This is a genomic window from Curtobacterium sp. PhB190 (genome assembly GCF_004365385.1).
In the GTDB taxonomy this organism is placed as follows: Bacteria; Actinomycetota; Actinomycetes; order Actinomycetales; family Microbacteriaceae; genus Curtobacterium.
This window is the reverse complement of the sequence record NZ_SODN01000004.1, coordinates 75,009-101,165: the sequence shown is the minus strand read 5'-3', so window position 1 is coordinate 101,165 and position 26,157 is coordinate 75,009. Positions and strand designations below refer to the sequence as shown.

The window sequence follows — 26,157 nt, the reverse complement described above, 5'->3', positions numbered from 1 at the left end:
GCACCTTGCAATCGCACGTGCACCGCCGGGGAAGCGCCAGCACGCAACCGACTACGCTGGGTCGGGTGAGCGCCACGAAGGTCTTCGTCGCCCGCCTCGCCGGGTGCTCCGTCTTCGACCCCGCGGGCGACCGCGTGGGCAAGGTCCGGGACGTCCTGGTGGTCTACCGCCGGGCCGATCCCCCGCACGTCGTGGGGTTGATCGTCGAGGTGCCGGGCAAGCGCCGCATCTTCGTCAGCGTCGGCCGCATCACCTCGATCGGCGCCGGCCAGGTCATCACCACCGGGCTCGTCAACATGCGCCGCTTCGAGCAGCGCGGCGGCGAGGTCCGGGTGATCGCCGAGATGCTCGGTCGCAAGGTGCTCATCAAGAACCAGCGCATCCGCGCCACCATCGAGGACGTCGCGATCGAGGACCGCGGGCAGGGCGACTGGGAGGTCGCGCAGCTCTTCCTCCGCAAGCCGAAGACCACGCCGTCGCCGTTCGGCAAGGGCCCGACGACGTTTGCGACGTGGAACGAGGTCACCGAGGACGAGCTCCCCGGCGAGGCCCAGTCCGCCGAGCACGTCATCGCGGCGTACTCCGACCTCGTCCCCGCGGACCTGGCGAGCACGCTGCTCGACCTGCCGGAGGAACGCCGGTTCGAGGTCGCCGAGGAACTCCCCGACGACCGGCTGGCCGACGTGCTCGAGGAGATGCCCGACCAGGAGCGCGTCGAGATCTTGTCGCGGCTCGAGGACTCACGCGCGGCCGACGTCCTCGACCAGATGCAACCGGACGACGCCGCCGACGTGCTCGCGCAGTTCTCCGACGAACGGAGCGAAGCGCTCCTGCAGCTCATGGAGCCGGAGGAGGCGCAGGACGTCCGCATGCTCCTGGAGTACGAGCCGGACACCGCCGGTGGTCTGATGACCACCGAGCCCGTCATCGTCTCCGCCGACGCGACCGTCGCCGAGGGGCTCGCACTCGTCCGCCGACACGACCTCGCCCCGGTGCTCGGCGCCGCGGTGTGCGTCACGCTGCCGCCGTACGAGCCGCCGACCGGTCGGTTCCTCGGGCTGGTGCACTTCCAGCGCATGCTCCGCTACCCGCCGAACGAACGGCTCGGCACGCTCATCGACCAGCAGACCGAGCCGGTCCGGGTCGACGCGAGCGCCGCCGAGGTCACCCGCGTGATGGCGACCTACAACCTGCTGTCCGTCCCCGTGGTCGACGACGCCCACCGCCTCGTCGGGGTGGTGACGATCGACGATGTCCTCGACCACGTCCTGCCGGACGACTGGCGAAGTCAGGGCGAGGGGGAACCCTCACCGCTTCCACGCCAACGCCCGCGCAAGACACCCGTGACGACGGGAAGGAGGACCACCCGTGGCCCGAACGGATGAGAACCGTCGTGATCGCGAGCGCTCGGACGTCCGCCTCGACTCCCCCAAGGGCATGCGCACGCGCGTGCTCCCGACCCGCCGTCGTGGCGGACGCGGTGACACGTTCGGTCGCGCGACCGAGGGCATCGCACGGGGCATGGGAACGCCGTGGTTCCTCATCGGCCTCACCCTGTTCTGTGTGGTCTGGATGGGGTACAACACCCTCGCGCCGAAGCCGTGGCAGTTCGACTCCGCCGCGATCGGCTTCACCGCACTGACCCTGGTGCTGTCGCTGCAGGCCTCGTACGCCGCCCCGCTCATCCTGCTCGCGCAGAACCGGCAGGACGACCGCGACCGCGTGCAGTTCGAGCAGGACCGGCAGCGTGCGGAGCGCAACCTGGCGGACACCGAGTACCTGGCGCGCGAGGTCGTCGCGCTCCGGCTGGCGATGCGCGACATGGCGTCGAAGGACTTCATCCGTGCCGAGTTGCGGTCGCTGCTCGAGGAACTCGACCGGCGCGACGCCGACGACGCCGGCTACGCGAACGAGCCCGGCAGCTCCACCCGTGGCTGACGCGGCTCCCGCCGACGAGCAGCTGGGCACGGCGGTCCTCGCTGCGCTCGGCCGCGTGATCGACCCCGAGATCCGTCGGCCCGTCACGGAGCTCGACATGATCCGTGGGGTCGACGTGCAGCCAGGAGGCGCTGTGCGCGTCGACCTGCAGCTCACGATCGTGGGGTGCCCCGCCGCCGACACCATCGAGCGCGACGTGCGCGTCGCCGCCGGTTCCGTGGACGGGGTGTCGTCGGTCGACGTCGACGTGTCGGTGATGGCCCCCGCGACGCGTGCCGCGCTGACCGAACGCCTGCGGGCCGGCCGGCCGAACGGCATCCAGTTCACGGCGGACTCGCTCACCCGGGTGATCGCCGTCACGAGCGGCAAGGGTGGTGTCGGCAAGTCGACGGTCACCGCCAACCTCGCCGTCGCGCTCGCCCGCCGGGGCCTGCGGGTCGGGATCGTCGACGTCGACGTGCACGGCTTCAGCATCCCCGGGCTGATGGGACTGACCGACGAGCACGGCGTCGCGCCGCGGCCGACCCGGGTGGACAGCATGATCCTGCCGCCCGTCGCCCACGACGTGAAGGTCGTGTCGATCGGGATGTTCGTCGACGACGCCTCCACCGCGGTCTCCTGGCGTGGCCCGATGCTGCACCGCACCGTGAACCAGTTCCTGACCGACGTGTTCTTCGGCGACCTGGACGTGCTCCTGCTCGACCTGCCGCCCGGTACCGGCGACGTCGCGATCTCGGTCGGCCAGCTCCTCCCCCACGCCGAGGTCCTGGTCGTCACCACACCCCAGGCCGCTGCGGCCGACGTCGCCGAGCGCAGCGGGATCGTCGCACGCCAGACGGGCCAGCGGGTGATCGGGGTCATCGAGAACATGGCCGGGCTCGTGCAGCCCGACGGCTCGGTCCTGCACCTGTTCGGCGAGGGCGGTGGCGCCGAGACCGCCGCACGGCTCTCCCGCGGCCAGGACGCCCCCGTGCCGGTGCTCGGCAGCGTGCCGCTGTCCGTGCCGCTCCGCGAGGGCGGGGACACCGGCCTGCCGGTCGTGCTCGGCGCGCCGGAGGACCCCGCGGCAGTCGCCCTCGCCGCGATCGCCGACGGCATCACGACGATGGGGCGCGGACTGGCCGGGCGGAAGCTGGGGCTGTCGCTGTCCTAGGCTCGTCAGCATGAGCATGGATCACGTCAGCGTCGACTGGGACCGCGCCCGCGACACGAACCGGGCGAACTGGGACGACCGGGTGCCGATCCACGAGGGCGCCTACGCCGTCGACGAGCTGTCCGACCCGGCGCACCGCTCGGACGTCGTGCGCGACGACCTGCCGGCCCTGACGCCGTGGCTGCCGAACGGCTCGCTCGCCGGCCTCGACGTCTGCCACCTGCAGTGCCACATCGGCACCGACACCGTTTCGCTCGCCCGCGAGGGAGCCCGGCTCACCGGCGTCGACTTCTCCCCCGCGGCGCTCGCCTCCGCCGCCGGCCTCGCGACGCGGCTCGGCCTCGACGTCACCTGGGTGGAGACCGACGTGCTCGACGCCCGCGCTGCCGTCTCCGGCGACTTCGACGTCGTCTACACGAGCATCGGCACGATCTGCTGGCTCCCCGACCTCGACCGCTGGGCCGCACAGGTCGCCGGCTTGCTGCGCCCGGGCGGGGTGTTCTTCATCCGCGACGGCCACCCCGCGCTCTACGGCCTCGACGAGACCGCCGACGAGCTCGTCACCCGGTACCGGTACTTCCCGGACGGCACCGCGCAGCAGTGGGACGACGCCGGCACCTACGCCGGCGACGGCACCGTGGCGAACACCCGCACGTTCGAATGGCCGCACCCGCTGTCCGAGATCGTGAACGCGCTGCTCGGCGCCGGACTCCGACTCCGCCGCCTGGACGAGGGGCGCACCCTGCCCTGGCGCTTCACTCCCCGCATGGAGGACACCGGCGACGGCTCGTGGGCGTGGCCCGACGCTGACCGCGACCGTGTTCCCCTGACGTACACGATCGTCGCCACCCGCGATTGACGACGGGCGCCTGCCATCCGCTCGGCGCACGCCTGTACGTTCGTTCATGGACAGGTCGTTCCACCCCGGAGCATTATGCAAGGGCATTGCACAATGCCCTTGCGGAATGTGACCGCCTGGGCTCCACCCGCCGGACGACGACGTCCGGCCGAGGACAGGAGAACCGTGTGAACCAGAACACCCGAGTACGGATCGGCCTCGTGGCCACCGTCGCCGCAGTGATCGCCGGCGGATCCCTCGCCGCAGCACCGGCCATCGCCGCGACACCGTCGTGCGCGACCGCGTGGACCGCCGGCACCGCGTACTCCGGCGGTGCCACCGTCAGCGAGAACGGATCGAACTACACCGCGAACTGGTGGACGCAGGGCGATGACCCCGCGACGCACGCCGGGGCAACGGGCAGCGGCCAGCCGTGGACGTCGACCGGCGCCTGCTCCGGCACGGGCGGCGGCACCACTCCTCCCGGTGGGGGGACGACGACCCCCGGCACGGGCGGGAGCGGCGGCACGGCCAGCGGACTGGTGTTCAGCCCGTACAAGGACATCACCGTGAACCTCGACTGGAACACGAACGTCATGAACACCGCGGTCACCGGGACGCGGATCCCGGTGGTCGGCTCGAGCAACAGCCTGGTGTCGACCCGGGAGCCCGGCCTCAAGGCGATCACCCTCGCCTTCGCGACCGGCACGTGCGGCAGCGAGAACTGGGGTGGCGTCGCGGCGGATGCCTTCGCGAACGCCAACATCCCGAAGCTCGACGCCGCCGGGGTGAACTACATCATCAGCACCGGTGGAGCCGCCGGTTCGTTCAAGTGCTCGGGCGCCGCACTGCAGTCGTTCATCGCCCGGTACGCGACCCCGCACATGATCGGCGTCGACTTCGACATCGAGAGCGGTCAGTCGGCCGCCGACGTGCAGAACCTCGTGAGCGCCGCAGCCCTCGCCCAGGCGAAGTACCCGGGCATGCGCTTCTCGTTCACGCTCGCGACCCTGGCCGCCAGCGACGGCTCGTACGGCGGGCTGAACAGCACCGGCGACGCCACCGTGAAGGCGATCAAGGCGTCGACCCTGACGAACTACACGATCAACCTCATGACGATGGACTTCGGCCGCGCGACCACCGCGAACTGCGTGCTCTCCGGCTCCACCTGCCAGATGGGCAAGTCCTCGATCCAGGCCGTCACGAACCTGCAGCACACGTACGGCATCGCGTCGTCGAAGATCGAGGTCACCCCGATGATCGGCGTCAACGACACCACCGACGAGGTCTTCACCCTCGCCGACGTCGACACCCTGTCCGCCTACGCGAAGGCGAACGGCCTCGCCGGGATCCACTACTGGTCGCTCGACCGCGACACGCCCTGCGCCTCGACGACGGCGTCGTCCACCTGCAGCTCCGTCCCGAGCGCAGCGGCACTCGCCTGGACAGATCGTTTCCTCGCCGACCTGAAGTAGTCGACCTGAAGTAGTCGTCACCATACCGACGACGGGAGGCCCGGTGCCAGCTGGCACCGGGCCTCCCGTCCGTCAGGTGGTCACGTGACGGGCGTCAGGTCGCTTCCGCGTCGAACGGTGGCGCTTCTCCCGCGGCCAGCGGCACGACGGGAGCCGTCGCGCGCACCTTGGAGGCGGTCACCTGCGCGGTCTGGACCGCGGCGGCGCTGCTGGCGCCGCCGGAGTCGAGGAGCGCATCGCGGATGATCCGGCGGGGGTCGTACTGTCGCGGGTCGAGCTTCTGCCACTCGATGTCGTCGAACTCGGGGCCCATCTCGTCGCGCATCCGCTCCTTCGCGGTGTCGGCGAACCGGCGGACGGCCTTCACGAACTCGGCCAACTTCTGGGCGTACATCGGCAGGCGCTGCGGCCCGAGCAGGAGCACGGCAATGATCCCGATGATCAGGATCTTGTCGAGCGGGATGTTCACGTGAGCGAGCCTAACCCGTACGGCTCCGATGCACCCCTAGAGTTGTCAACCGAACGGAGTGTGCGTGTCAGAGAAAGAGTCGAACTGGAAGTTCGCCGAGGACATCGTCTCGGAGTCCGAGGCGATCGCCCGCGCTCGTGAGCACTCCCTGGAGCTCGGTGTCGAGGCGATCTCGCCCGCGATCGGCGCGCAGATCGGCGTCATCGCCGCAGCCTCCCGAGCAACGAGCATCATCGAGATCGGGACGGGCCTGGGAGTCTCCGGGCTGTACCTGCTCGGCGGCGCGCCGGACGCGACCCTGACCACGATCGACGTCGAGGTCGACCACCAGCAGTTCGCCCGCGACGCCTACATCAGCGCCGGCACCGCCCCCGCTCGGATCCGGCTCATCCCGGGCCGCGCGAACCAGGTGCTCCCCCGGATGAACGAGGCGTCGTACGACGTCGTCCTGGTCGATGCCGACCCCGAGCACGTCATCGAGTACGTCGAGCACGGGCTGCGGCTCGCACGCCTCGGCGGGACCGTCCTGGTGCCGCACGCCCTGTGGCGCGGACGCGTCGCCGACCCGGTCAAGCGCGACCGGGCGACGACCGACTTCCGGCTGCTGCTCACCGAGGTGTCGACGTCGGGTGCGGTGCGCAGTGCGCTCTCGCCGGCTGGTGACGGGCTGCTGCAGCTGACGAAGGTCACCGCGTAGCGTCAGAGGTACCGTCGGACGTCGTCGGCGAAGCGTGGGACGCCCGCGCGACGGAGGGTGTCCAGGATGTCCTCGACCGACTGCGGCGGGTCCACGTAGTCCTCGGCGAGCTCGCGGAGGACCCGGGTCACGACGCCGGGGAACAGGTCGAGTTGGTCGAGCAGGAAGTCGTCCGGGTGGACCGTCTCGACGTCGAGTACAGCGAGTGATGCCGGCGGGAAGTCCCGCAGGTTGAAGGTCACGAGCACGTCCGCGCCGGCACGCACCGCGGCTGCGAGCACGTGGCGGTCCTTCGGGTCACACGTCAGCCCCTCAGCCAGATCCTCGTGGCCAGTGACGAGCGCATCCGGGAAGTACTTCCGCATCATCGACAACCGTCGGTCGATCCCGCTCGGCGAGACACCCGCCTCGACGGCGTTCCGCCGGACCTCGTCAAGGACCGGCTCAGACCACAGCGGCCGGAAGACCCCGTCATCGGCCAGTCGGAGCAGGAGGTCCGAGAGGGTGATCCCGTAGATCGCGCACGCGTCGAAGAACGCGGGGAACGCCACGGTCAGCGCTCCGCCGGCCCGTCACCGCGCTGCTGACGTTCGAGCGCTTGGCCTTCCCGCGCGGCCTCGCGCAGCGCGCTGCGGCGTCGATTGCGGAAGTGGTCCTGGAACGACACCAGGTCCCGGAGCAGGACGCGCCGGTGCCGCCCGCGCCGCTCGAAGGAGATCGCGCCGTCCTCGAGGTACTTCACGAGCGTCGGACGCGACACCCCGAGGAATTCAGCCGCCTGCTGCGTGGTCATCTGCGTGTCGTTCCGAGCGACCGTGACCCCGCTCCCACTCGCGAGCGCATCGGCGACCTGCTCGAGGACCTCGAAGACCTCGGCAGGGATCGTCCGGACCCGTCCGTCCGGCGCTCGGAGCTCGGCCACGCCACCGGCGAGGGCCTCGCGCTCGATCTCGTGCAGGAGTTTCGCCAGCCCGACGAGGTCGTCGCGGTCATCGCCCGGGAAGTACGTGCGGGATGCCGCGCGGCGGTCAGCGGGCTCGGTCGTGACGGTCATGCGACCAGCCTAAACGAAAGAACCGAAAGAACGCGTAGCCGGTTACTCGAGGTGCCGCAGGTACCGCTCCGGGGACTCGAGGAACGACCGCTGGTTGCGCACCAGGTCGAGGTCCTCCCACTCGGTGCGCCGGAACCCCCAGTCGCCGACCTCGTGGATCGTCGCGCCCGGGAACGCCGCCAGGACCGGTGAGTGCGTCGAGAGCACGACCTGCCCGACCCCGCTGTCGACGATCGACCGCAGCAGCGCGATGAGCGTCAGACAGCCGGAGAAGGACAGCGCCGACTCCGGTTCGTCGAGGATCCAGAGCCCCGGCCACTGCGCGCGGTCGATGACGAAGTCGAGGAACGACTCGCCATGGCTCCGCTCGTGGAACACCGGCTCGGGGCGGGAGTGGTTGGGATTGTCCTCGAGGTAAGTGAAGAAGCCGTGCATGGTCTCGGCACGCAGGAAGAACCCACCGCGGGGCGCACCGAAGTCACGGCGGAGGACGATGTGCTGCCACAGCGACGACTCGGACGGACGCGTCGAGTGGTTCGCCAGGGTGGAGCCGCCCTCGGGTGACATGCCGAACCGGAGCGCGATGGCCTCGATCAGGGTGGACTTGCCCGCACCGTTGTCGCCGACGAACACCGTTACCGGGTCGAGGTCGAGTCCCTCGTCGAGCAGCTGCCGCACCGGGGGCAGCGTCGCCGGCCAGACGTCGCGCGGCATCGGGTCCGGGTCGCGGTACTCCTCGACGCGGCGGATCGGCATGTAGGTCCTCGGCACGAGGCCATCCTGTCGGACGCGACCGACAGCGCGACGGGCGCGCACGCCGACGGCGCGGCGCCCCGGACGCAGACGACGGGCCCGGCGCGTACACGCTCCGGACCCGTCGTTCTGGTGCTTTCGACTACGAGGCCGAGACGACCTCAGCGAGTGCGTCATGGAGTTCCTTGGCCTCGGCATCGTTGACCGAGACGACCAGGCGGCCTCCTCCTTCGAGCGGAACCCGCACGATGATGAGTCGACCCTCCTTAACAGCCTCCATCGGCCCGTCACCGGTCCTCGGCTTCATGGCTGCCATCAGATGTCCCCTTTCGTGCAGTACATGCCCGCTCATTATCTCGTATTGATGGGGCAACTGCGAAACCGCCCAGGTTGGGGGTGTCGGATCGGCGGTTCTTCGCGGGTTCCGTTCGTAACCTTGGCGGATGCCGAACATCCGCTCCATGCGCCGTCAGTCCCCCAGCGGACGACCCGACCGGTCCGAGCCGACCGGCAGGTCCGACGACGCAGTGCCCGCTGGCCTTCGGATCGGCGCGGCGTTCACCTGGCGCATCCTCGTCGTCGGTGCCGGCCTCGCCGTCCTGGTGGCGCTGGTCGTGCTGCTGCAGGACATCGTGGTGCCGTTCCTCATCGCGCTGCTCGTGTGCGCACTGCTCATGCCGATGTCGTCGTTCCTGCAGCGGCACCGGTGGCCGAAGTGGACGGCGGTGCTGTCGAGCCTCGTCGCGCTGGTGCTGGCGCTCGGCGGGCTGGCGCTGCTCGTCACCGAGCAGGTGCGGTCCGACCTGCCGTCGCTCGAACGCCGGCTCCACCACAGCGTGCAGTCCCTGCGGACCCTGCTCGACAGCGAGCCGTTCGGGATCACGGCGAAGGACGTCGACTCGTGGGTGTCGAACGGCTTCGACTACCTGCAGGCGCACGCCGCGACGATCCTGTCCGGGTTCCAGGCCGCCGGCACCGGCGCCGTGCACGTGCTCGAGGGGCTGTTCATCATCGTGTTCACGACGCTGTTCGTGCTCATCGACGGCCCGCGCATCTGGGGGTGGGTCGTCCGGCTCTTCCCGCGCCGGGCACGTGCTCGCATCGACGTCGCGGGGCACGCCGGCTGGAAGACGCTGACGAGCTTCATCCGCGTCCAGCTGGTCGTCGCCGTCACCGATGCCCTCGGCGTGACCATCGGCGCGCTCGCCCTGCAGATCCCGCTGGCGATCCCGATCGGCGTGATCGTCTTCTTCGGCGCGTTCGTCCCCGTCGTCGGGGCGATCGTCGCCGGTGCGGTCGCGGTGCTCATCGCCCTGGTCTTCAACGGCTGGGTGCCGGCGCTCGTGATGCTCGGCATCGTGGTGGTCGTGCAGCAGCTCGAGAGCCACGTCCTGCACCCGTTCCTGACCGGCACGGCCGTCAAGGTCCACCCGCTCGGAGTCGTCCTCGGGGTGACCGCGGGCACGACGATCGCGGGTGTCGTCGGCGCGTTCTTCGCGGTGCCGTTCATCGCCACCGTCAACGCGATGGTCGTGGCGGCGGCGAACTGGCGGCCGGGTGACCCGGAGCCGATGTCAGCGACGGTGCCGAAGCGCGAGCGGAGCGGTCCCGCCGCACGGCTCCTGGCCCGCGCCCAGGCCCGTGAGCGCCGTGCCGATCACGGCGGGGTCCAGTCGTAGCCGTCGATCCACCAGCAGTAGTACAGCCAGACCCACTGCAGCCCGACGAACGCCACCACGACGGCCACCCGGTACACGCGGGACCGCGGCAGCGCCACGATGCCGAGCAGCGGCGCGATCGGCACCAGGATCCGCCAGGTGCTCGACTGCGGGAAGAACACGGCGAGCAGGTACACGACGTAGGCGATGCCCCAGAGGCGCAGCTCGATCCCGATCACCCGGGCTGCGGGCATGCAGACGAACGCCACGAAGCCGACGACCACGACGGCCAGCAGGACCCCGCCGGCGGGCTGGTGGAACCACCACCCGAAGCCCTGGATCCACGGCGCGAACGGCACGAGCTCCTGCCACCCGACGTAGGACGACCGCCAGGCGAGCTCGGTGTCGGTGTACGCCTTGGGCACCCCGGTGACGGCCCAGGCGATCGCCGGCCACGCCAGGCCGACCAGTCCGGACACGACCGCGACCACGGCGGGCGGCACGAGGCGGCGCAGGGTGAGCGGCTCCGACGACCGCACCCACGCTGGCCGGATCGCCCAGGCGCCGACGAACAGCACGACGAGCAGCGCGAACGCGAGCCCGGTCGGCCGGGTCATACCGAGCAGCAGCACGACGGGCAGCATCGTCCACCACCGCCGGTCGACCATGAGCAGCAGCGCGACGAGCAGCAGGAACAGCCCCATCGACTCGGCGTACGCCACCTGGAACATCGCCGACACGGGCGCGACGCAGAACAGCACCGTGGCGAAGGTCGCCCGCGCCGGGTCGAGGAAGCGCCCCATCAGGCGACGGAACACGAGTGCAGCGCCGAGTCCGGCGAGCAGCGAGACCGCCACCGCGACGAACTCGAACGACGCTCCGGTGAGCAGCATCAGGCCACGCACCAGGAACGGGTACGCGGGCATGAACGCCCACGCGTTCTCGGTCACGTGCCCTGCCGCGTCCACGGGCAGGGTCGACGGGTAGCCGCCGGTCGCGATCACGCGGTACCAGGCACCGTCCCAGATCGACGCGAACGACAGGTACGCCGGGTGCTGGACGGTGAACGAGTTCGCCGCCTGCACGCTCGCGAAGGCCTGCATCATCAGTCCGGTGACGAACCGGGCGAGCACGTAGACGACCGTGATGCGGACCCACCACGGCACCACCCGGTAGCGGGCGCGCCAACGGGTGCGTGCAGGGGTCGGCCGGGTGGCCCCGGCCGTCGTCAGGCCGTCAGCCACCGACGGAGGCCGGCCTCGACCGCGGTGATCTGCGCGACCGGGACCTGCTCGTCGTCGTGGTGGGCGAAGACGGGTTCGCCGGGTCCGTAGTTGACCGCGGGCACCCCGAGCGCCGAGAAGCGGGCGACGTCGGTCCAGCCGTACTTCGGGCGGGGCTCCGGGCCACCGACCGCCGACACGAAGTCCTGCGCGAGCGGGGCGTCGAGGCCGGGGCGGGCACCGGCGGCGAGGTCGACGATGGTCACGTCGTAGCCGTCGAAGAGTTCGCGGATGTGCGCCACGGCCTCGTCGGCCGAACGCGACGGCGCGAAGCGGTAGTTCACGTGCACCATCGCCTCGTCCGGGATGATGTTGCCCGCGATGCCGCCGCTGATCCCGACGGCGTTGAGGCCCTCGCGGTACTCGAGCCCGTCGACCGTGACGGTGCGGGGCTCGTAGGCGGCCAGCGTGGCGAGGATCGGTGCCGTCTTGTGGATCGCGTTGTCGCCGATCCAGCTGCGGGCGCTGTGCGAACGCTTGCCGAACGTGCGGATCTCGGCGCGGAGGTTGCCGTTGCAGCCACCCTCGATCTGCGCGCCGGACGGCTCCCCCAGGATGGCGAAGTCGGCGGCCAGCAGTTCCGGACGGGTCCGGGCGAGACGACCGAGGCCGTTGAGCAGGTCGCTGACCTCTTCGTGGTCGTACCAGACCCACGTGACGTCGACCGAGGGCTCGACCAGGTCGTACGCGAGCTTGAGCTGCACTGCACAGCCCGCCTTCATGTCGACGGTGCCGCGACCCCACAGGATCTCGGTGCCGTCCTCGGCGGTGCGGAACTCGGTCGGCAGGTTGTCGTTGAGCGGCACGGTGTCGATGTGCCCGGCGATCACGACGCGGCGGTCGCGGCCGAGGTTCGTGCGGGCGACGATCGCGTCGCCGTCCCGGATCACCTCGAGGTGCGGCAGCGGTGCGAGCACCGCCTCGATCGCGTCAGCGAGGGCCTGCTCGTTCCCCGACACCGATTCGATGTCGCAGATGGCACGGGTGATGTCGATGGACGAGGCGGTGAGGTCGAGCTGCTCCGGCATGCGGTCACCTTATCTGCCGTCGCTCCCGTCGCGCTGGCCCACGGCACGGCGGCCGGGAGGCACGGTGCGGTTCCGCAGCGTCCGTCCGGTCGGTCCGGTGCTCCCGTCCAGTGCGTCGGTACCCTGGTGCGGTGACCGACACGACCGCTGCCACCGACCCGACCGCCACCGCCGACCGCCCGACGCACGCCTGGGGCCACGGCCTCGCGGCGATCGCCGCCGACGGCACGACGCTCGACACCTGGTACCCGGAGACCCACCTCGGCCCGCTGCCGACCGACGCGGTGTTCCCGGCAGCACTGCAGGCGCACGTCGGCGACGACCCCCGCCGCGAGGTCCGGATCGAGGCCGTCACCACCGAGGTCACCATCGACGCCGCCCCGACCAGCACCGAGGACGCGTACCTGCGTCTGCACCTGCTGAGCCACCTGCACGTGCGTCCGAACACCATCAACCTCGACGGTGTCTTCGGGTACCTCCCGATCGTCGCGTGGACGAACGCGGGGCCGGTCCACCCGGAGTCCCTGACCCGCCTGCGCCCGTCGCTGCAGCGCGCGGGCATCGCCGTGCACGCCATCGACAAGTTCCCCCGTCTCGTCGACTACGTCGTGCCGGACCGCGTCCGCATCGGTGACGCCAACCGCGTCCGTCTCGGGGCGCACCTGGCACCGGGCACGACCGTCATGCACGAGGGCTTCGTGAACTTCAACGCCGGCACCCTCGGCGACGCCATGATCGAGGGCCGTGTCTCGCAGGGCGTCGTCGTCGGCAACGGCACCGACATCGGCGGCGGGGCGTCCATCATGGGCACGCTCTCCGGCGGCGGCACGCACCGGGTCTCCCTGGGCGAGCGCGCGCTGCTCGGTGCGAACGCGGGTCTCGGCATCTCCCTCGGCGACGACTCCGTCATCGAGGCCGGCCTGTACGTCACGGCGGGAACGAAGGTCGTCCTGGTCGGCGCCGCACCGAACCCGGACGGCACGCCGAAGACCGTCAAGGCCGCCGAGCTGTCCGGCACCCCGAACGTCCTGTTCCGCCGCAACAGCCTGTCCGGCGCCGTCGAGGCGCTGCAGCGCAAGGGCGAGGGCATCCAGCTCAACACCGCGCTCCACGCGTAGGCCTGGCCCCGCGAAAGCGACAGAGTCCTGCGAACTGTTCGCGGGACTCTGTCGCTTTCGCGGGTGAGAACGCGCGTCAGCGCGCGGGGAGGTCCCGCTTCGGCGCACCCACGTAGAGCTGCTGCGGGCGACCGATCTTGTTGAGCGGGTCGTTGTTCAGCTCGCGCCACTGCGCGATCCAGCCGGGCAGGCGGCCGATCGCGAACAGCACCGTGAACATGCGCGGCGGGAAGCCCATCGCCTTGTAGATGATGCCGGTGTAGAAGTCGACGTTCGGGTAGAGCTTGCGGTCGATGAAGTACTGGTCGCTCAGCGCGATCTGCTCGAGCTCCTTCGCGATGTCGAGCAGGTCGTCCTGCACGCCGAGGGACTCGAGGACCTCGTCGGCCGACTCCTTGACGAGCTTCGCGCGGGGGTCGTAGTTCTTGTAGACGCGGTGTCCGAAGCCCATGAGCTTCACGCCGCGCTCCTTGTTCTTCACCCGCTCGACGAAGCGCTGCACCGGCTCGCCGGAGTCCTTGATCTGCTGCAGCATCTCGAGCACGGCCTCGTTCGCGCCGCCGTGCAGCGGCCCGTACAGGGCGTTGATGCCGGCCGAGATCGACGCGAACATGTTCGCCTTCGTCGAGCCGACCAGGCGGACCGTCGCGGTGGAGGCGTTCTGCTCGTGGTCCTCGTGCAGGATGAGGAGCCGGTCGAGGGCCTTCGACAGCACCGGGTTCGGCTGGTAGGTCTCGGCCATGGTGCCGAAGTTCAGGCGCAGGAAGTTGTCGACGAACGACAGCCCGTTGTCCGGGTACAGGAACGCCTGCCCGATGGACTTCTTGTGCGCGTAGGCGGCGATCACCGGCAGCTTGGCGAGCAGCCGCACGGTCTGCAGCTCGACCTTCTCCGGGTCGTCGACGTCCATGTCGTCCTCGTAGTACGTCGACAGGGCACTGACGGCGCTGGACAGCACGGACATCGGGTGCGCGGAGTGCGGGAGCGCGTCGAACAGGCGCCGGAGGTCCTCGTGCAGCAGGGTGTGCCGACGGATGCGGGCGTCGAAGTCGGCGAGTTCGGACTCGTCGGGCAGCTCGCCGTAGATCAGGAGCCACGCGACCTCGAGGAAGGTGCAGTTCGACGCGACCTGGTCGATCGGGTACCCGCGGTACCGCAGGATGCCCTCGTCGCCGTCGATGTAGGTGATCGCGCTCTTGGTCGACCCGGTGTTCACGAACCCGTAGTCGAGCGTGTTCATCCCGGTCTGTTTCTTGAACGTCGAGATGTCCATCGTGGACGCGCCGTCGACGCTCGGCAGGATCGGGAACTCCGCGCTGCCGCCCGGGTACGTCAGCGTCGCGGTCTCGCCCGTCTGTTCGGCGGCGGGACTCACGGGCACGGGCGTCGTGGGCGGTGTGGCCGTCTTCTGAGCGTCGTTGGCAGTGTCAGTCACGTTGACAGCCTAATCGCGGCGTCTGTCGCTCGTGCACACATCGATGGTCACGACTTGGTGGGAACCCCCGGTTGCGCTCCGGGCGGAATGCACGATCCGCCCGGCGGCGGGGTCCGTCCCCGCGCTACGCGGCGCCGAGCCGACGGCTGCTGGCCAGCCGCTGGGCCGCCGCGGCGATGCGCTCGTCGGTCGCGGTGAGGGCCACCCGGACGTGCTCCCCGCCCGCTGTGCCGTAGAACGTGCCCGGTGCGACGAGGATCCCGCGGTCGGCCAACCACGACACCGTGTCGAGCGCCGGCTCACCGCGGGTCGCCCAGAGGTACAGGCCGGCCTCGCTGTGGTCGATGCGGAAGCCGGCGTCCTCGAGTGCCCGTCGGAGCATGTTCCGGCGCGCCCGGTAGCGGGCCTTCTGCTGCTGCACGTGGGTCTGGTCGGCGAGTGCGACGATCATCGCTTCCTGCACCGGCAGCGGCGGCATCAGCCCCGCGTGCTTCCGGACCGCGAGCACGTCGGCGAGGATCCGGGCGTCACCGGCGACGAACGCCGCGCGGTACCCGGCCAGGTTCGACTGCTTCGACAGCGAGTACACGCTGAGCACGCCGTCGACCGAGTCGCCGACGACCCGGGGGTCGAGGATCGTGGGGGTCGGGGTGGTCGCGTACTGCGGGTCCCAGCCGAGCTCGGCGTAGCACTCGTCACCGACGATGACGGCACCGAGTTCGCGGGCGCGGTCGACCGCTGCACGCAGGTCGTCGATCGAGAGCACGCGGCCGTCGGGGTTGCCGGGCGAGTTCAGCCACACCAGCTTCGTCGTCGCCGGCCACGCCGCCGGGTCGTCCGATGCGAGGGCGTCCGCACCGACCAGGGCCGCGCCGAGCTCGTAGGTGGGGTACGCAGCGGCGGGGAACACCACGGTGTCGCCGGCGCCGATGCCGAGCCAGAGCGCCAGGCCGGCGATGAACTCCTTCGACCCGATCGTCGGCAGCGTGTGCGCCTCGGTCAGCCGCACCCCGTGGCGTCGGCCGTACCAGTCGGCGATGGCCTGCCGCAGCGCCGGGGTGCCGGCGACCTGCGGGTAGGCGTGCGCGTCCGTGGCGTCAGCGAGGGCGCGTCGGACGACCTCGGGGGTCGGGTCGACGGGCGAACCGACGCTCAGGTCGACGATGCCGCCCTCGTACCCGGCCGCGCGCTGCTTGAACGGGACGAGCTGGTCCCAGGGGAAGTCGGGCAGGTCGAGCGCCACGTGCGTGTCCGGCTCAGCCGCGGGGCGGTTCGGCCATGACGACCGGATGGTCCTTGTGGATCACACCGACCTTCGCGGCGCCACCGGGCGAGCCGACTTCCTGGAAGAACTCGACGTTGGCCTTGTAGTAGTCGGCCCACTCGTCGGGCAGGTCATCCTCGTAGTAGATGGCCTCGACCGGGCACACCGGCTCGCACGCACCGCAGTCGACGCACTCGTCGGGGTGGATGTACAGCGAGCGGTCGCCCTCGTAGATGCAGTCGACGGGGCATTCGTCGATGCAGGCACGGTCCTTGACGTCGACACAGGGCTGGGCGATCACGTAGGTCACGGTTCGGGTGCTCCCTTCGACGAGCGGGTTCGAGTCTACTCGCGGCCCGGGGCCGTCCGGGACCGCAGCCCCGACAGGTCCGGCCACGCGAGCACCAGGGCGGCGATGACGGCGGGCGCGAACGTCCACACGTACCCGGCCGCGTTCGCCAGCACGAGCGGCGAGCCCTGGCCGCCGACGGAGACGAGCACCTGGGTCGCGACGAGGATGCCGATGCCGATCGCGGCGACCATCGCCCGCGACCGGTACAGCAGCCGGATGCCCACGGTCAGCCCGATCACGAGCAGCGTGGTGATCACCATGCCGATCGGGAACGCGGCGGCGCCGACGGTCTGCTGGTGCGTCACGGTGCCCAGTCCGCCGGTGACGAGCCCGAGCACGAGCGCGACGGCGACCGCGGCGACCTTGCCCTGGCCGGACATCTCGGCGTAGGTCTGCGGTGCCGGGGGCTGCGGGTCGGCGTCGTGCCGGAAGGCCTCGACGGCGGGGGCGTGCTCGCGGACGCCGTGCGGCATCACCCACGACAGCGCGGTCGGGTCCGCGGGGTCGACCGGGTCGACGGTGACCTGCGAGCGGTACTGCTCGACGGCGGCACGCACCTTCGCCCGCACCGGCAGGACGTCGACGGTGACGTCGGCGTCCCCGGTGTCCGGGGCGACGATCATCGAGAACGCCACTTCCTCTGCCCGGGCCGCGTACCGAGCAGCGTGGTGCACACGCACGTGGTCGGGGTGGCCGTACCCGCCGTCGTCGGCGTAGCTCACGACCGCGTCCGCACCGGTGGAGCGGATCGCGGCACGGACGTCGTCGACGACCTCGCCCAGGTCGGCGGCGGTCAGCGAGTCGACGGGGGCGTCGTCGGCGGCGGTCGCCCGCCCGTCCGGCCCCCACTGCATGCCGGAGTCGACGTACCGGCGTTCCGGCAGGTCGGTGGGCCGGGCACCGCGCCCGCCGAGCCACAGGCGCGCCGGGCCGCCGAGGGCTGCGAGTGCCGCGTCGATCTCGGTCTCACGGTGCGCGGCGACGCGTTGTGCGTCGCCGGCCAGGGGTGCGAGCCGCTCGGTGAGCATCTCGCCGCGCTCACCGCGGGTCGCCGTCAACACGGTGACCTCGGCGCCGAGCTCGAGCAGGGTCGCGATCGTCCCACCGGACGACAGGGTCTCGTCGTCGGGGTGGGCGTGCACGAACAGGACGCGCTCGGGGCGCGTGACGGAGGCCTTCGACATCGCCCCCAAGGGTACGGGACTAGCGGGCCGTGACGATGTAGGTCGCGGTGACGCCGTCGTCGCCGTCCGAGAACGTGAGCACGACGCGGTACCCGTCGCTGCGGAACATCCCGAACGCACTCGACGAGTCGGCGCGCTTCGCCGACTCGGTGTAACCGGCGTCGGCGAGCTGCTGCGCGGCGGAGGCGAAGTCGTCGACCGACCCGGCGCGCACCTGCACGACCCACCCGGAGCCGTTCGGTCCCGCTCCCCCGCCGAGCACCGTGCCGTCGACGAGCGGCACGTCGGACGACGGGAACCCGTCGGGCACCTTGCCGTCAGAGGTGACGTTCGCACCCTTGAGCGCCGTGTCGAGCGCCCCGTCGATGCCGCCCGCGACCGAGGACATGCCGTCCTGGATCGCCTTGCCGTCGATGCCCGCGACGCCGTGCGCGACCGTCGAGGCCACCGAGGACCCGAGGTCCGTCGCCTGCTTCACGGAGTCGGACGAGCAGCCGGTGAGTCCGGCCAGGGCGATGCCGGCGGCGACGGCGGCGATCAGCGGGGTACGGAGGGAACGCATGCGCCGACGGTAACGGGTGAGCCGGGAGGCACGGCGCGAGTTGGCTGTGAACGTCCTGTCCCCGGGACGGTCACCCGCGCGGCGGGGCCGCCCCGCGCCTCCCGTCCGTCCGTCAGGCGACGTAGGCGCGCGTCGCGGCGACCAAGGCGTCCACGCCGACCGGGATCGCGGTCTCGGCCTGCGGCGCGTAGAACGGCGAGTGGTTGCTCGGGATGTCCTCGCCGCGGCGGAACAGCTCCGGGTCGGTGATCCCCGTGAACCAGTACACGAGCGGGACGCCCGCCGCCGTCGCGAGCTGCCCGACGTCCTCCGACGCCATCGCCAGCCCGATCTCCAGCTCGCGCGCACCCGGTACGGCGGCGCTGACGGCCGCGAGCACCCGGGCAGCGGACTCCGCGTCGTTCACGGTCACCTCGGCACCGGGCGACCGCACGATCGTCGGCTCGGGCAGGCCACCGGCGTCGCTCTCGGCACGGACGATCCGCTCGATCGACGCGATGATGCGCGCACGGGTGTCCTCGTTGCGGGCACGCGTCGAGATCTCGATGACGGCCTGGTCGGGGATGATGTTCGCGCGGGTGCCGGCGTGGAAGCTGCCGACGGTGACCACACCGGCGTCGCTCGGCGAGACCTCGCGCGAGACGACGGTCTGCAGCCGCACGACGGCGGACGCGGCGGTGACGACCGGGTCGAGGGATGCCTGCGGCGCGGACCCGTGTGCCCCGCGACCGTTGAAGGTCACGGTGAGCCGGTCGCTCGACGCCATCACCGGGCCGGAGCCGATCGCGACGATGCCGACCGGGGCCGGAGCCGAGTGCTGGCCGAGCACGACGTCGGGCTTCGGGAACCGGTCGACCAGGCCGTCCTCGACCATGGCGCGGGCGCCGGAGATGACCTCCTCCGCCGGCTGGAAGACGCCGACGACCGTGCCGCTCCACTGGTCCCGGGTGGCGACGAGGCGCTCGAGCGTGCCGAGCAGCCAGGTGACGTGGATGTCGTGGCCGCATGCGTGCATCGTCGGGACGTCGTTGCCGTCCTCGTCGGTGCCGCGGTGCTGGCTGGCGTAGGACAGCCCCGTGCGCTCCTGGACCGGCAGGCCGTCCATGTCGGCGCGGAGCCACACGACCGGGCCCTCGCCGTTCGACAGGACGCCGACGACACCGGTGCCGCCGACGCCGGTGGTCACCTCGATGCCACCGAGTTCGGCGAGCCGGTCGGCCACGATGCCCGCAGTGCGGTGCTCCTGGAAACCGAGCTCGGGGTGGGCGTGCAGGTCCTGGTACAGCGAGAGGAGGTCGAGGGTCACGGCATCCACCGTAACCCCCGACCTCCTCAGGTCGTGCTCTTGCTGACGCGACGCGTCGCTTGGTGCTTACGCGTCCTGACGCTTCAGGCGGGCGTACGAGCGCTGGCGGGCCTGCGCGTCGAGCTCGACCTTGCGGATGCGGACGACGGCCGGGGTGACCTCGACGCACTCGTCCTCGCGCGCGAACTCCAGGCACTCCTCGAGGGAGAGCTGGCGCGACGGCGTCATCGACTCGAAGGAGTCGGCGTTCGCCGAACGCATGTTCGTGAGCTTCTTCTCCTTCGTGATGTTGACGTCCATGTCGTCGGCGCGCGAGTTCTCGCCGATGACCATGCCCTCGTAGACCTCTTCGGTGGGGTTGACGAAGAACGTCATCCGCTCCTGCAGGTTCGTGATGGCGAACGGCGTGACGACACCCGAGCGGTCGGACACGATCGAGCCGTTGATGCGGGTCTGGATCGGGCCGGCCCATTCGTCGTAGCCGTGCGAGATCGCGTTGGCGATGCCGGTGCCGCGGGTCTCGGTCAGGAACGACGTGCGGAAGCCGATCAGGCCGCGCGACGGGACGATGAACTCCATGCGCACCCAGCCGGTGCCGTGGTTCGTCATGTTCTCCATGCGGCCCTTGCGAGCGGCCATGAGCTGGGTGATCGCGCCGAGGTACTCCTCCGGCGTGTCGATCGTCATGTGCTCGTACGGCTCCTGCAGCTTGCCGTTCTCGTCACGCTTCGTGACGACCTGCGGCTTGCCGACGGTGAGCTCGAAGCCCTCACGACGCATCTGCTCGACCAGGATGGCGAGCGCGAGCTCACCACGGCCCTGGACCTCCCACGCATCGGGGCGACCGATGTCGAGGACCTTGAGCGAGACGTTGCCGATGAGCTCGCGGTCGAGGCGCTCCTTGACCATGCGGGCGGTCAGCTTGTGACCCTTGACCTTGCCCACGAGCGGGCTGGTGTTCGTGCCGATCGTCATCGAGATCGCCGGGTCGTCGACCGTGATGGTCGGCAGCGGGCGGACGTCCTCGGGGTCGGTCAGCGTCTCACCGATGGTGATCGTGTCGAAGCCGGCGACGGCGACGATGTCACCGGGGCCAGCCGACTCGGCCGGGTAGCGCTCGAGGGCCTTGGTGATGAGGAGCTCGGTGATGCGGGCGTTCACGACGGTGCCGTCGTGCTTGACCCACGCGACCGTCTGGCCCTTCTTCATCGTGCCGTGGAAGATGCGCAGCAGCGCGAGGCGACCGAGGAACGGCGACGCGTCGAGGTTGGTGACGTGGGCCTGCAGCGGGTGCTGGTCGTCGTACTTCGGCGCGGGGACGTGCTGCAGGATCGCTTCGAACAGCGGCTCGAGGTCGTCGTTGTCGGGCAGCGAGCCGTCGGCCGGCTTGTTGCGCGACGCGGCACCGGCACGACCCGAGGCGTAGACCACGGGAACGTCGAGGATCGCGTCGAGGTCGAGGTCGTCGACCTCGTCCGACAGGTCGGACGCCAGGCCGAGGAGCAGGTCCTGCGACTCGGAGACGACCTCGTCGATGCGGGAGTCGGGGCGGTCCGTCTTGTTGACGAGCAGGATCACCGGGAGCTTGGCGGCGAGCGCCTTGCGGAGCACGAAGCGCGTCTGGGGCAGCGGGCCCTCGGACGCGTCGACGAGCAGGACGACACCGTCGACCATGGAGAGGCCTCGCTCGACCTCACCACCGAAGTCGGCGTGACCCGGGGTGTCGATCACGTTGATGGTGATGGGGCCGTCCGCGCCGAACTCGGTCGCGTGCTTGCCGTTGTAGAGCACCGACGTGTTCTTCGCGAGGATCGTGATGCCCTTCTCGCGCTCGAGGTCGTTCGAGTCCATCATGCGGTCTTCGCCCTCGAAGTGGGCGTCGAACGAGTTGGTCTGCGTGAGCATCGCGTCGACGAGGGTGGTCTTGCCGTGGTCGACGTGTGCCACGATGGCGACGTTGCGCAGGTCGGACCGGGTGGCGAGCGCCATACAGGACATCCTTCAATTTCTGGGAGAGTGTCGGGCCAGTGATTTGTCGGCACCGCACCCGCGGGCAGAACGCCCGACACCCCAGTCTACCGGTAGTTCGCAACCGTCAGGAGTACAGCAGATGAGCCGACGGCGAACGTGGGTCGAGATCACCATCGTGCTGCTGCTCTCACTGGGTGCCAGCGCGCTGTACTCGATCCTCCAGATCATCGACGACCTGTCGCAGACGACCCCGCTCGGCGAGCAGTCCACGGCGCTCAACACCTCGTCGACGACGGTGCAGTACGTCGACCTGGCCCGGCAGCTGCTCGGCATCGCGGTGGACCTTGCACCGGTCGCGCTCGTCTGTTTCCTGCTGTGGAGCACGTCCCGCCCGCACCTGTCCCGGCTCGGCATCGACCGGTTCCGGGTGAAGCCCGACCTGGGCGGTCCGGCGCTCATCGCTCTGTGCATCGGGATCCCGGGGCTCGCCCTGTACTTCGCCGGGCGTGCGCTCGGCATCACGGTGAGCGTGGACCCCGCTGCCCTGAACTCGTACTGGTGGACGGTGCCGGTCCTGCTGCTGTCCGCGATCCGCTCCGGCCTGCAGGAGGAGGTCATCGTGATCGGGTACCTCTACGCCCGGCTCGGCGACCTGGGCTGGGGGCGGTGGCAGGTGATCCTGTCGACGGCACTGCTGCGCGGGAGCTACCACCTGTACCAGGGCTTCGGCGCGTTCGTGGGCAACGCCGTGATGGGCATCGTGTTCGGCTGGATCTACACGAAGTGGGGCCGCCTGATGCCCTTGATCATCACGCACTGCCTGCTCGACGCCGCGGTGTTCGTCGGGTACCCCTGGGTCGCGAGCGCGTTCCCCCGGTTGTTCTCGTAGCTTGAGCACATGAGCATCCCCGAGGTCGGCGAGTCCGCGCCGACGTTCACCCTGCCGGGCATGATCGTCCGCGACGGGGTCCGCACCGACGACGAGTACGACCTGTCGTCGGAGATCGGCCGGACCGTGGTGCTCGCCTTCTACCCCGGCGACGCGACGGCCGTCTGCACCGCGCAGCTCTGCAGCTACCAGGCGGAACTCGACGAGTTCGACGACCTGGGTGCCGTGGTGTGGGGCATCAGCCCGCAGGCCCTCGACTCGCACGAGACGTTCGCGCGCGGCTCCTCGCTGACGTTCCCCCTGCTGAGCGACACCGCCGGCTCGGTGATCCGCGACTACGGCGTGCGCGCGCCGGGGATCGGACTCCGTCGGTCGGTGTTCGTGATCGGTCCCGACGGGGTCGTGCGGTGGCGGCACGTCGGCCTGGTCGGTCTGCGGTTCCCGACGGCCGAGACCATCCGAGAACAGATCGAACTGCTCGTCTCGTGACCGGATCCCGCGACTGACGCCGTTCCCGGCGTGGGGGTTTCCCGAATCCGTCGCCATGGGGTATTGACACCCGAACTGGGGGCGACGACCATTGTCGGCACGAGAGGTCCACGCAGGATCTGCCTCCCCGGGGAATCGGGTCGTCCGGAGATACGCGCTGGTGTGTCACACCCGCTCCCCGGGCGTCTCCGGGGAGGCATCTCGTAACCTCGTCCGGTGCACACCACCATCGTCGCCCCGGGCCTCCGCCGTCTCGCCATCGCCCTCTGGGTCGTCGCGGTGGCGCTCGTCCCCCTGGCACTGCTCGGTGGCAGCAACCCGTGGCTCGTCCCGGTCCCGAGCATCTGCATCGCGTTCGTGGCGTGGGCCGCGCTCTGGCGTCCGCGCATCGAGCTGACGCCCGAGCACCTGCTGATCGTGGACGTCCGCCGCACCAGCACCTACACGTGGTCGCGTGTCACCGAGGTGCGCACGAAGTACGGCATCGAGGTCGTCACGAGCGAGGGCGTCCGCCGCGTCTGGATCGCGACCCGCCCGACCGCGCGGCTCACCGCCCAGGTCCCGGGCCGACCGGGAGGCCCGGATCACCTCGACGTCGACGCTGCGGCCGCGCGGATGCTGGCCCTCGTACCCGCCCCGGCTCCGCAGGACGGCCCGCCGCCCGCGACCGTGACGGCGGCGCCGATCACCCACCGGGTGCACGGCTGGACGGTCCTGGCGTTCGTCGTGCTCGGGATCGCGGCGTCGCTCGCGGCGGCCCGGATGTAGCGTCCGACGCAGCACAGACGACGGAGGGCGGCGCGCCGCCACTGGCGACACCCCGCCCCGGGTCGAGGTCGTTCAGTTCTTCCATTTGAACGGTGCGCCGGCTGACGCATGCGTCGGCGCACCGTCGGCGTGCACCGCTGCTGCGGCGCCGAGCCCGAGCGTCGCCGCGACGAGCAGCGTCGCCGCGAGCGCGAATGACTTCTTCATGGTGTTTGCCTGCATTGTGACTTCCCCTGGTTCTCGAGCACCGTCCGGAGCGTGACGGCGTTCATCATCGACCCACGCATTCACCACAAGAGCGTCGTGCGCCACCCCGGGCTCGATGTCAACGGTAGCAATTGACGTCATTTTTGTGAAGAGGCGCCGTGAAGACCGGTCCGGCCGACGACGACGCCGATCACTCGTTCGAACGAAATCACGCCGAAGTTGCGTGAATCAATGCTCGCCGCACGATTGTCACCCAAGACTTCGAAGACGATTCCACCGTTTTGCACCCTGATGTCCACAACTCGTTTGACAGCTGTGCCGCTGAACTCCTTCGGAAAACACTGAGAGCTGCTTTCGCAATCCACGTAAGGCAATTTATCACCGTCGAAGACGACCAGCTGGCCGACGGCGATTCCCCTCGTCGTCTTCCGGACCAGAACAGTCTGACCATTGCCGAGGGCGGGCAGCATGCTGATTCCGTAGACGCGGTACACCCGGTACCGCGCAAGAGCAAGGACCGCGAACGCGACAGCGGCTGCGCCGAAGCAGCCGACCCCGATGAGCAGCGTCACGCGTTCGCCTGCGACGTCGTGCCGACTGCCGCATCCTGTCGGTAGCCGCGGGATTGTGCTTCGAACAACTCCCAGTAGAGTCCGCGTTCCCGAAGCTGTTCGGCATGGGTACCGGAAGAGATGACTGCACCTTCGTCGAGGACGATGATCTCATCGGCATCCCGGACGGTGTTCAGCCGGTGCGAGATCAGCAAAGATGCCCGTCCACGACGGACTCGGCGCTGTGTCGAGTGCAGTTCCGTCTCGCCGAACGCATCGAGACCCGAGCTCGGCTCATCGAGGATCATGACGTCACGATCTGCGCGCATCATGGCGCGGGCGAAGGCGAGCCGCTGACCTTGACCTCCGGAGAGGATCACCCCCGTCTCCGGGTCGTCCCTGTCTGCCGAGTCCGTGAACATCCGCGTGAGGAAGGTGTCGAGTCCGTACGGCAGCGTCTCGACGATCTTCGTCGCCCCGGCACGATCGACCGCGAGACGAACGCTGGCTTCTGGGTCTGCAGCATCGACATCGCCGAACGCGACGTTGTCACGAACGCTCGCCTCGTACTCCGAGTAGTCCTGGAAGACCGCACCGATCCGCTGCCGGAGCTCATCGACGGGCAGGGACCTGATGTCGACCCCGTCCCACAGGATCTCGCCGTGGTCTGGTTCGTACAGTCGACAGAGCAATCGCACGATCGTCGACTTCCCGGCACCGTTCTGACCGACCAGCGCGACCGCCTTCCCGTGCGGCACCGAGAACGAGACACCTCGGAGGACCCACGGCAGGTCGGCCGCGTACCGGAACCAGACGTCGCGGAACTCGATCCGGTCACGGAGTACGGGGACCCTCGCCCCGCGTTCGGGCGTCGGCAGGTCCGGCTGCACCGTGACGACCGCGACGTACTCGCTGACGGCGTGCAGGGTCTTCGCGAGCGAAGTCCAAACCGAGGACTGAGCAGTGATCGTCGATTGCACACCCCCGACGCCGGCGAGTACGAGCGTGAGCCCTCCGACGGACATACGGCTACTCGCGACCTCGACGGCCGCCCACGCAAGTGCGCACAACGACAGCAGTACCGTGAGGCACGTGGTGGCCAGCCGCATCCGGAGCGTCGTACCGTCCACCTTCGCTTCCGCTCGGGCCGAGTCGCGCAACTCCGCGTCCATTCGCCGCCGCAGGAGGGCGCCGAGTCCGAGGAGTCTGATCTCCTTTCCCGCCTCGGGCGAAAGCAGGAGCATCGAGTAGAAGGTGAGGCGACGCTCCGCACTGTTGACGCGGTGCATGGCTGGACCCCACCGGCGGGTCAACCCCAGCTCGGTCACGACGACGGGCACTGCGGCGAGCAGTGCGAAGACCAGGATCATCGGTGCCACGCCGGCCAACGCGATCCCGAAGCCGGTCAGCAGGATCGCAGCCCGGACCGTGCTGACCATGTCGCGGACCAGTTGGTTCGGGCCGGTGTACACGGCCTGCTGGGCGAGCCGGACCCGGTCCTGGAACGCCGGCGACTCGAGCAATGTGAGTCCCTTGAGTCGCTCGTGCAGCGCCGAGAAGAGTCGGGTCTGCGCCTCGATGCGCACCGCTCGTGAAAGAGCCGAATCGCACGCCGCCGACACAGGAATCAGCACGGCGATCAGGACGGTCCCGATCCCGAACCCGATGGCCGGGGCGGCGAACGACGCCGACGAGACCAGGGCGTCGATGACGCT

28 protein-coding genes are annotated in these 26,157 nt (G+C 70.1%); 11 read left to right on the top strand and 17 right to left on the bottom strand.

All coding sequences use genetic code 11. The features are described from left to right. The first annotated feature begins 65 nt into the window (after positions 1-65). The 5 genes from EDF47_RS07850 to EDF47_RS07830 all read left to right on the top strand — a co-directional run bounded on the left by EDF47_RS07850 (position 66) and on the right by EDF47_RS07830 (position 5,404). Positions 66-1,385: a CBS domain-containing protein gene (locus EDF47_RS07850; RefSeq protein ID WP_111084991.1), complete on the top strand. Its 1,320-nt coding sequence runs from the start codon at positions 66-68 to the stop codon at positions 1,383-1,385. Positions 1,386-1,437: 52 nt separating this feature from the next. After that, positions 1,438-1,938, top strand: a complete 501-nt coding sequence (locus tag EDF47_RS07845; protein WP_111085044.1) for a DUF1003 domain-containing protein — start codon at positions 1,438-1,440, stop codon at positions 1,936-1,938. Continuing rightward, positions 1,931-3,091 (top strand): Mrp/NBP35 family ATP-binding protein, encoded by a 1,161-nt coding sequence (locus tag EDF47_RS07840; RefSeq protein WP_123294097.1) that lies wholly within the window; start codon positions 1,931-1,933, stop codon positions 3,089-3,091. Before EDF47_RS07845 ends, EDF47_RS07840 begins: the two co-directional genes overlap by 8 nt. Positions 3,092-3,101: 10 nt before the next feature. Beyond that, on the top strand, positions 3,102-3,950 hold the full coding sequence (locus EDF47_RS07835; protein ID WP_132099589.1) for a methyltransferase: 849 nt from the start codon (positions 3,102-3,104) through the stop codon (positions 3,948-3,950). A 167-nt stretch (positions 3,951-4,117) separates the two neighbouring features. Further along, positions 4,118-5,404, top strand: coding sequence for a carbohydrate-binding protein (locus tag EDF47_RS07830; protein WP_165932310.1), 1,287 nt, complete (start codon positions 4,118-4,120; stop codon positions 5,402-5,404). Between the two features lie 94 nt (positions 5,405-5,498). Here the strand turns inward: EDF47_RS07830 and EDF47_RS07825 are convergent, their stop codons facing one another. Continuing rightward, positions 5,499-5,873, bottom strand: a complete 375-nt coding sequence (locus tag EDF47_RS07825) for a twin-arginine translocase TatA/TatE family subunit (protein WP_123340711.1) — start codon at positions 5,871-5,873, stop codon at positions 5,499-5,501. Positions 5,874-5,937: 64 nt separating this feature from the next. On the opposite strand from EDF47_RS07825, the gene EDF47_RS07820 reads away from it, so the two are divergent. Beyond that, positions 5,938-6,570: a class I SAM-dependent methyltransferase gene (locus EDF47_RS07820; protein ID WP_123294100.1), complete on the top strand. Its 633-nt coding sequence runs from the start codon at positions 5,938-5,940 to the stop codon at positions 6,568-6,570. Between the two features lie 2 nt (positions 6,571-6,572). Here EDF47_RS07820 and EDF47_RS07815 read toward each other — a convergent pair whose 3' ends face one another. From EDF47_RS07815 to EDF47_RS07800, 4 genes are all read right to left on the bottom strand, one after another. Then, on the bottom strand, positions 6,573-7,121 hold the full coding sequence (locus EDF47_RS07815) for a PIN domain-containing protein (protein ID WP_131878353.1): 549 nt from the start codon (positions 7,119-7,121) through the stop codon (positions 6,573-6,575). Between the two features lie 2 nt (positions 7,122-7,123). Further along, the gene (locus EDF47_RS07810; RefSeq protein ID WP_123340709.1) at positions 7,124-7,624 is read right to left on the bottom strand and encodes a helix-turn-helix domain-containing protein; all 501 of its coding nucleotides are present in this window, start codon (positions 7,622-7,624) and stop codon (positions 7,124-7,126) included. 42 nt (positions 7,625-7,666) lie between these two features. Further along, complete coding sequence (locus tag EDF47_RS07805; RefSeq protein ID WP_131878351.1) at positions 7,667-8,395, bottom strand: AAA family ATPase; 729 nt, start codon at positions 8,393-8,395, stop codon at positions 7,667-7,669. Between the two features lie 124 nt (positions 8,396-8,519). Next, positions 8,520-8,693, bottom strand: a complete 174-nt coding sequence (locus tag EDF47_RS07800; RefSeq protein ID WP_123673120.1) for a DUF3117 domain-containing protein — start codon at positions 8,691-8,693, stop codon at positions 8,520-8,522. Positions 8,694-8,820: 127 nt separating this feature from the next. On the opposite strand from EDF47_RS07800, the gene EDF47_RS07795 reads away from it, so the two are divergent. Continuing rightward, on the top strand, positions 8,821-10,056 hold the full coding sequence (locus EDF47_RS07795; protein ID WP_243692372.1) for an AI-2E family transporter: 1,236 nt from the start codon (positions 8,821-8,823) through the stop codon (positions 10,054-10,056). On the opposite strand, the gene EDF47_RS07790 is transcribed toward EDF47_RS07795, so the two are convergent. Together EDF47_RS07790 and dapE are read right to left on the bottom strand one after the other, a co-directional pair. After that, the gene (locus EDF47_RS07790) at positions 10,035-11,279 is read right to left on the bottom strand and encodes a hypothetical protein (RefSeq protein WP_132099586.1); all 1,245 of its coding nucleotides are present in this window, start codon (positions 11,277-11,279) and stop codon (positions 10,035-10,037) included. The two genes, EDF47_RS07795 and EDF47_RS07790, sit on opposite strands and share 22 nt — an antisense overlap. Further along, positions 11,264-12,346, bottom strand: coding sequence for a succinyl-diaminopimelate desuccinylase (dapE, locus tag EDF47_RS07785; RefSeq protein ID WP_123294103.1), 1,083 nt, complete (start codon positions 12,344-12,346; stop codon positions 11,264-11,266). The genes EDF47_RS07790 and dapE overlap by 16 nt, the downstream gene beginning before the upstream one ends. A gap of 131 nt (positions 12,347-12,477) precedes the next feature. Between dapE and dapD the strand changes: the two genes are divergently transcribed. Then, on the top strand, positions 12,478-13,464 hold the full coding sequence (gene dapD / locus EDF47_RS07780; RefSeq protein WP_131878347.1) for a 2,3,4,5-tetrahydropyridine-2,6-dicarboxylate N-succinyltransferase: 987 nt from the start codon (positions 12,478-12,480) through the stop codon (positions 13,462-13,464). Between the two features lie 76 nt (positions 13,465-13,540). Here dapD and EDF47_RS07775 read toward each other — a convergent pair whose 3' ends face one another. The 7 genes from EDF47_RS07775 to typA form a co-directional block, all read right to left on the bottom strand. After that, positions 13,541-14,839: a citrate synthase gene (locus EDF47_RS07775; RefSeq protein WP_123340789.1), complete on the bottom strand. Its 1,299-nt coding sequence runs from the start codon at positions 14,837-14,839 to the stop codon at positions 13,541-13,543. Positions 14,840-15,023: 184 nt separating this feature from the next. Further along, positions 15,024-16,142 (bottom strand): succinyldiaminopimelate transaminase, encoded by a 1,119-nt coding sequence (gene dapC, locus EDF47_RS07770; RefSeq protein ID WP_132099585.1) that lies wholly within the window; start codon positions 16,140-16,142, stop codon positions 15,024-15,026. A 13-nt stretch (positions 16,143-16,155) separates the two neighbouring features. Next, on the bottom strand, positions 16,156-16,473 hold the full coding sequence (gene fdxA / locus EDF47_RS07765; protein ID WP_069711637.1) for a ferredoxin: 318 nt from the start codon (positions 16,471-16,473) through the stop codon (positions 16,156-16,158). A gap of 35 nt (positions 16,474-16,508) precedes the next feature. Next, positions 16,509-17,699 carry a PIG-L family deacetylase gene (locus tag EDF47_RS07760; protein WP_131878344.1) on the bottom strand — a complete coding sequence of 397 codons (1,191 nt, stop codon included), beginning with the start codon at positions 17,697-17,699 and terminating at the stop codon, positions 16,509-16,511. 19 nt (positions 17,700-17,718) lie between these two features. Then, positions 17,719-18,261 carry a hypothetical protein gene (locus EDF47_RS07755; RefSeq protein WP_131878342.1) on the bottom strand — a complete coding sequence of 181 codons (543 nt, stop codon included), beginning with the start codon at positions 18,259-18,261 and terminating at the stop codon, positions 17,719-17,721. Between the two features lie 112 nt (positions 18,262-18,373). Next, complete coding sequence (locus EDF47_RS07750; RefSeq protein WP_165918732.1) at positions 18,374-19,567, bottom strand: amidohydrolase; 1,194 nt, start codon at positions 19,565-19,567, stop codon at positions 18,374-18,376. Positions 19,568-19,633: 66 nt separating this feature from the next. After that, positions 19,634-21,556: a translational GTPase TypA gene (gene typA / locus EDF47_RS07745; protein ID WP_111084979.1), complete on the bottom strand. Its 1,923-nt coding sequence runs from the start codon at positions 21,554-21,556 to the stop codon at positions 19,634-19,636. Between the two features lie 121 nt (positions 21,557-21,677). Between typA and EDF47_RS07740 the strand changes: the two genes are divergently transcribed. The 3 genes from EDF47_RS07740 to EDF47_RS07730 all read left to right on the top strand — a co-directional run bounded on the left by EDF47_RS07740 (position 21,678) and on the right by EDF47_RS07730 (position 23,684). Continuing rightward, the gene (locus EDF47_RS07740; protein WP_131878338.1) at positions 21,678-22,427 is read left to right on the top strand and encodes a CPBP family intramembrane glutamic endopeptidase; all 750 of its coding nucleotides are present in this window, start codon (positions 21,678-21,680) and stop codon (positions 22,425-22,427) included. A 9-nt stretch (positions 22,428-22,436) separates the two neighbouring features. After that, on the top strand, positions 22,437-22,916 hold the full coding sequence (locus EDF47_RS07735) for a peroxiredoxin (RefSeq protein ID WP_131878336.1): 480 nt from the start codon (positions 22,437-22,439) through the stop codon (positions 22,914-22,916). 216 nt (positions 22,917-23,132) lie between these two features. Further along, a complete protein-coding gene (locus tag EDF47_RS07730) occupies positions 23,133-23,684 on the top strand; it encodes a PH domain-containing protein (protein ID WP_133936888.1) in 552 nt (183 codons plus the stop codon). Between the two features lie 72 nt (positions 23,685-23,756). On the opposite strand, the gene EDF47_RS20325 is transcribed toward EDF47_RS07730, so the two are convergent. The 3 genes from EDF47_RS20325 to EDF47_RS19775 form a co-directional block, all read right to left on the bottom strand. Next, positions 23,757-23,891 carry a hypothetical protein gene (locus tag EDF47_RS20325; RefSeq protein WP_279387357.1) on the bottom strand — a complete coding sequence of 45 codons (135 nt, stop codon included), beginning with the start codon at positions 23,889-23,891 and terminating at the stop codon, positions 23,757-23,759. 137 nt (positions 23,892-24,028) lie between these two features. Beyond that, entirely contained in the window at positions 24,029-24,463 is a 435-nt protein-coding gene (locus tag EDF47_RS07725; RefSeq protein WP_131878332.1) for a S26 family signal peptidase, read from the bottom strand. Then, the gene (locus EDF47_RS19775; RefSeq protein WP_166673202.1) at positions 24,460-25,782 is read right to left on the bottom strand and encodes an ABC transporter ATP-binding protein; all 1,323 of its coding nucleotides are present in this window, start codon (positions 25,780-25,782) and stop codon (positions 24,460-24,462) included. The genes EDF47_RS07725 and EDF47_RS19775 overlap by 4 nt, the downstream gene beginning before the upstream one ends. Positions 25,783-26,157: the final 375 nt, after the last annotated feature.

Excerpts from the sequence above, each read along its gene's own strand:
- EDF47_RS07845 (WP_111085044.1), top strand. The coding sequence starts at position 1,438 with ATGCGCACGCGCGTGCTCCCGACCCGCCGTCGTGGCGGACGCGGTGAC.
- EDF47_RS07835 (WP_132099589.1), top strand. The coding sequence starts at position 3,102 with ATGAGCATGGATCACGTCAGCGTCGACTGGGACCGCGCCCGCGACACG.
- EDF47_RS07810 (WP_123340709.1), bottom strand. The coding sequence starts at position 7,624 with ATGACCGTCACGACCGAGCCCGCTGACCGCCGCGCGGCATCCCGCACG.
- EDF47_RS07800 (WP_123673120.1), bottom strand. The coding sequence starts at position 8,693 with ATGGCAGCCATGAAGCCGAGGACCGGTGACGGGCCGATGGAGGCTGTT.
- EDF47_RS07795 (WP_243692372.1), top strand. The coding sequence starts at position 8,821 with ATGCCGAACATCCGCTCCATGCGCCGTCAGTCCCCCAGCGGACGACCC.
- dapE (WP_123294103.1), bottom strand. The coding sequence starts at position 12,346 with ATGCCGGAGCAGCTCGACCTCACCGCCTCGTCCATCGACATCACCCGT.
- EDF47_RS07760 (WP_131878344.1), bottom strand. The coding sequence starts at position 17,699 with ATGTCGAAGGCCTCCGTCACGCGCCCCGAGCGCGTCCTGTTCGTGCAC.
- EDF47_RS07755 (WP_131878342.1), bottom strand. The coding sequence starts at position 18,261 with ATGCGTTCCCTCCGTACCCCGCTGATCGCCGCCGTCGCCGCCGGCATC.
- typA (WP_111084979.1), bottom strand. The coding sequence starts at position 21,556 with ATGGCGCTCGCCACCCGGTCCGACCTGCGCAACGTCGCCATCGTGGCA.
- EDF47_RS07740 (WP_131878338.1), top strand. The coding sequence starts at position 21,678 with ATGAGCCGACGGCGAACGTGGGTCGAGATCACCATCGTGCTGCTGCTC.
- EDF47_RS07735 (WP_131878336.1), top strand. The coding sequence starts at position 22,437 with ATGAGCATCCCCGAGGTCGGCGAGTCCGCGCCGACGTTCACCCTGCCG.
- EDF47_RS20325 (WP_279387357.1), bottom strand. The coding sequence starts at position 23,891 with ATGAAGAAGTCATTCGCGCTCGCGGCGACGCTGCTCGTCGCGGCGACG.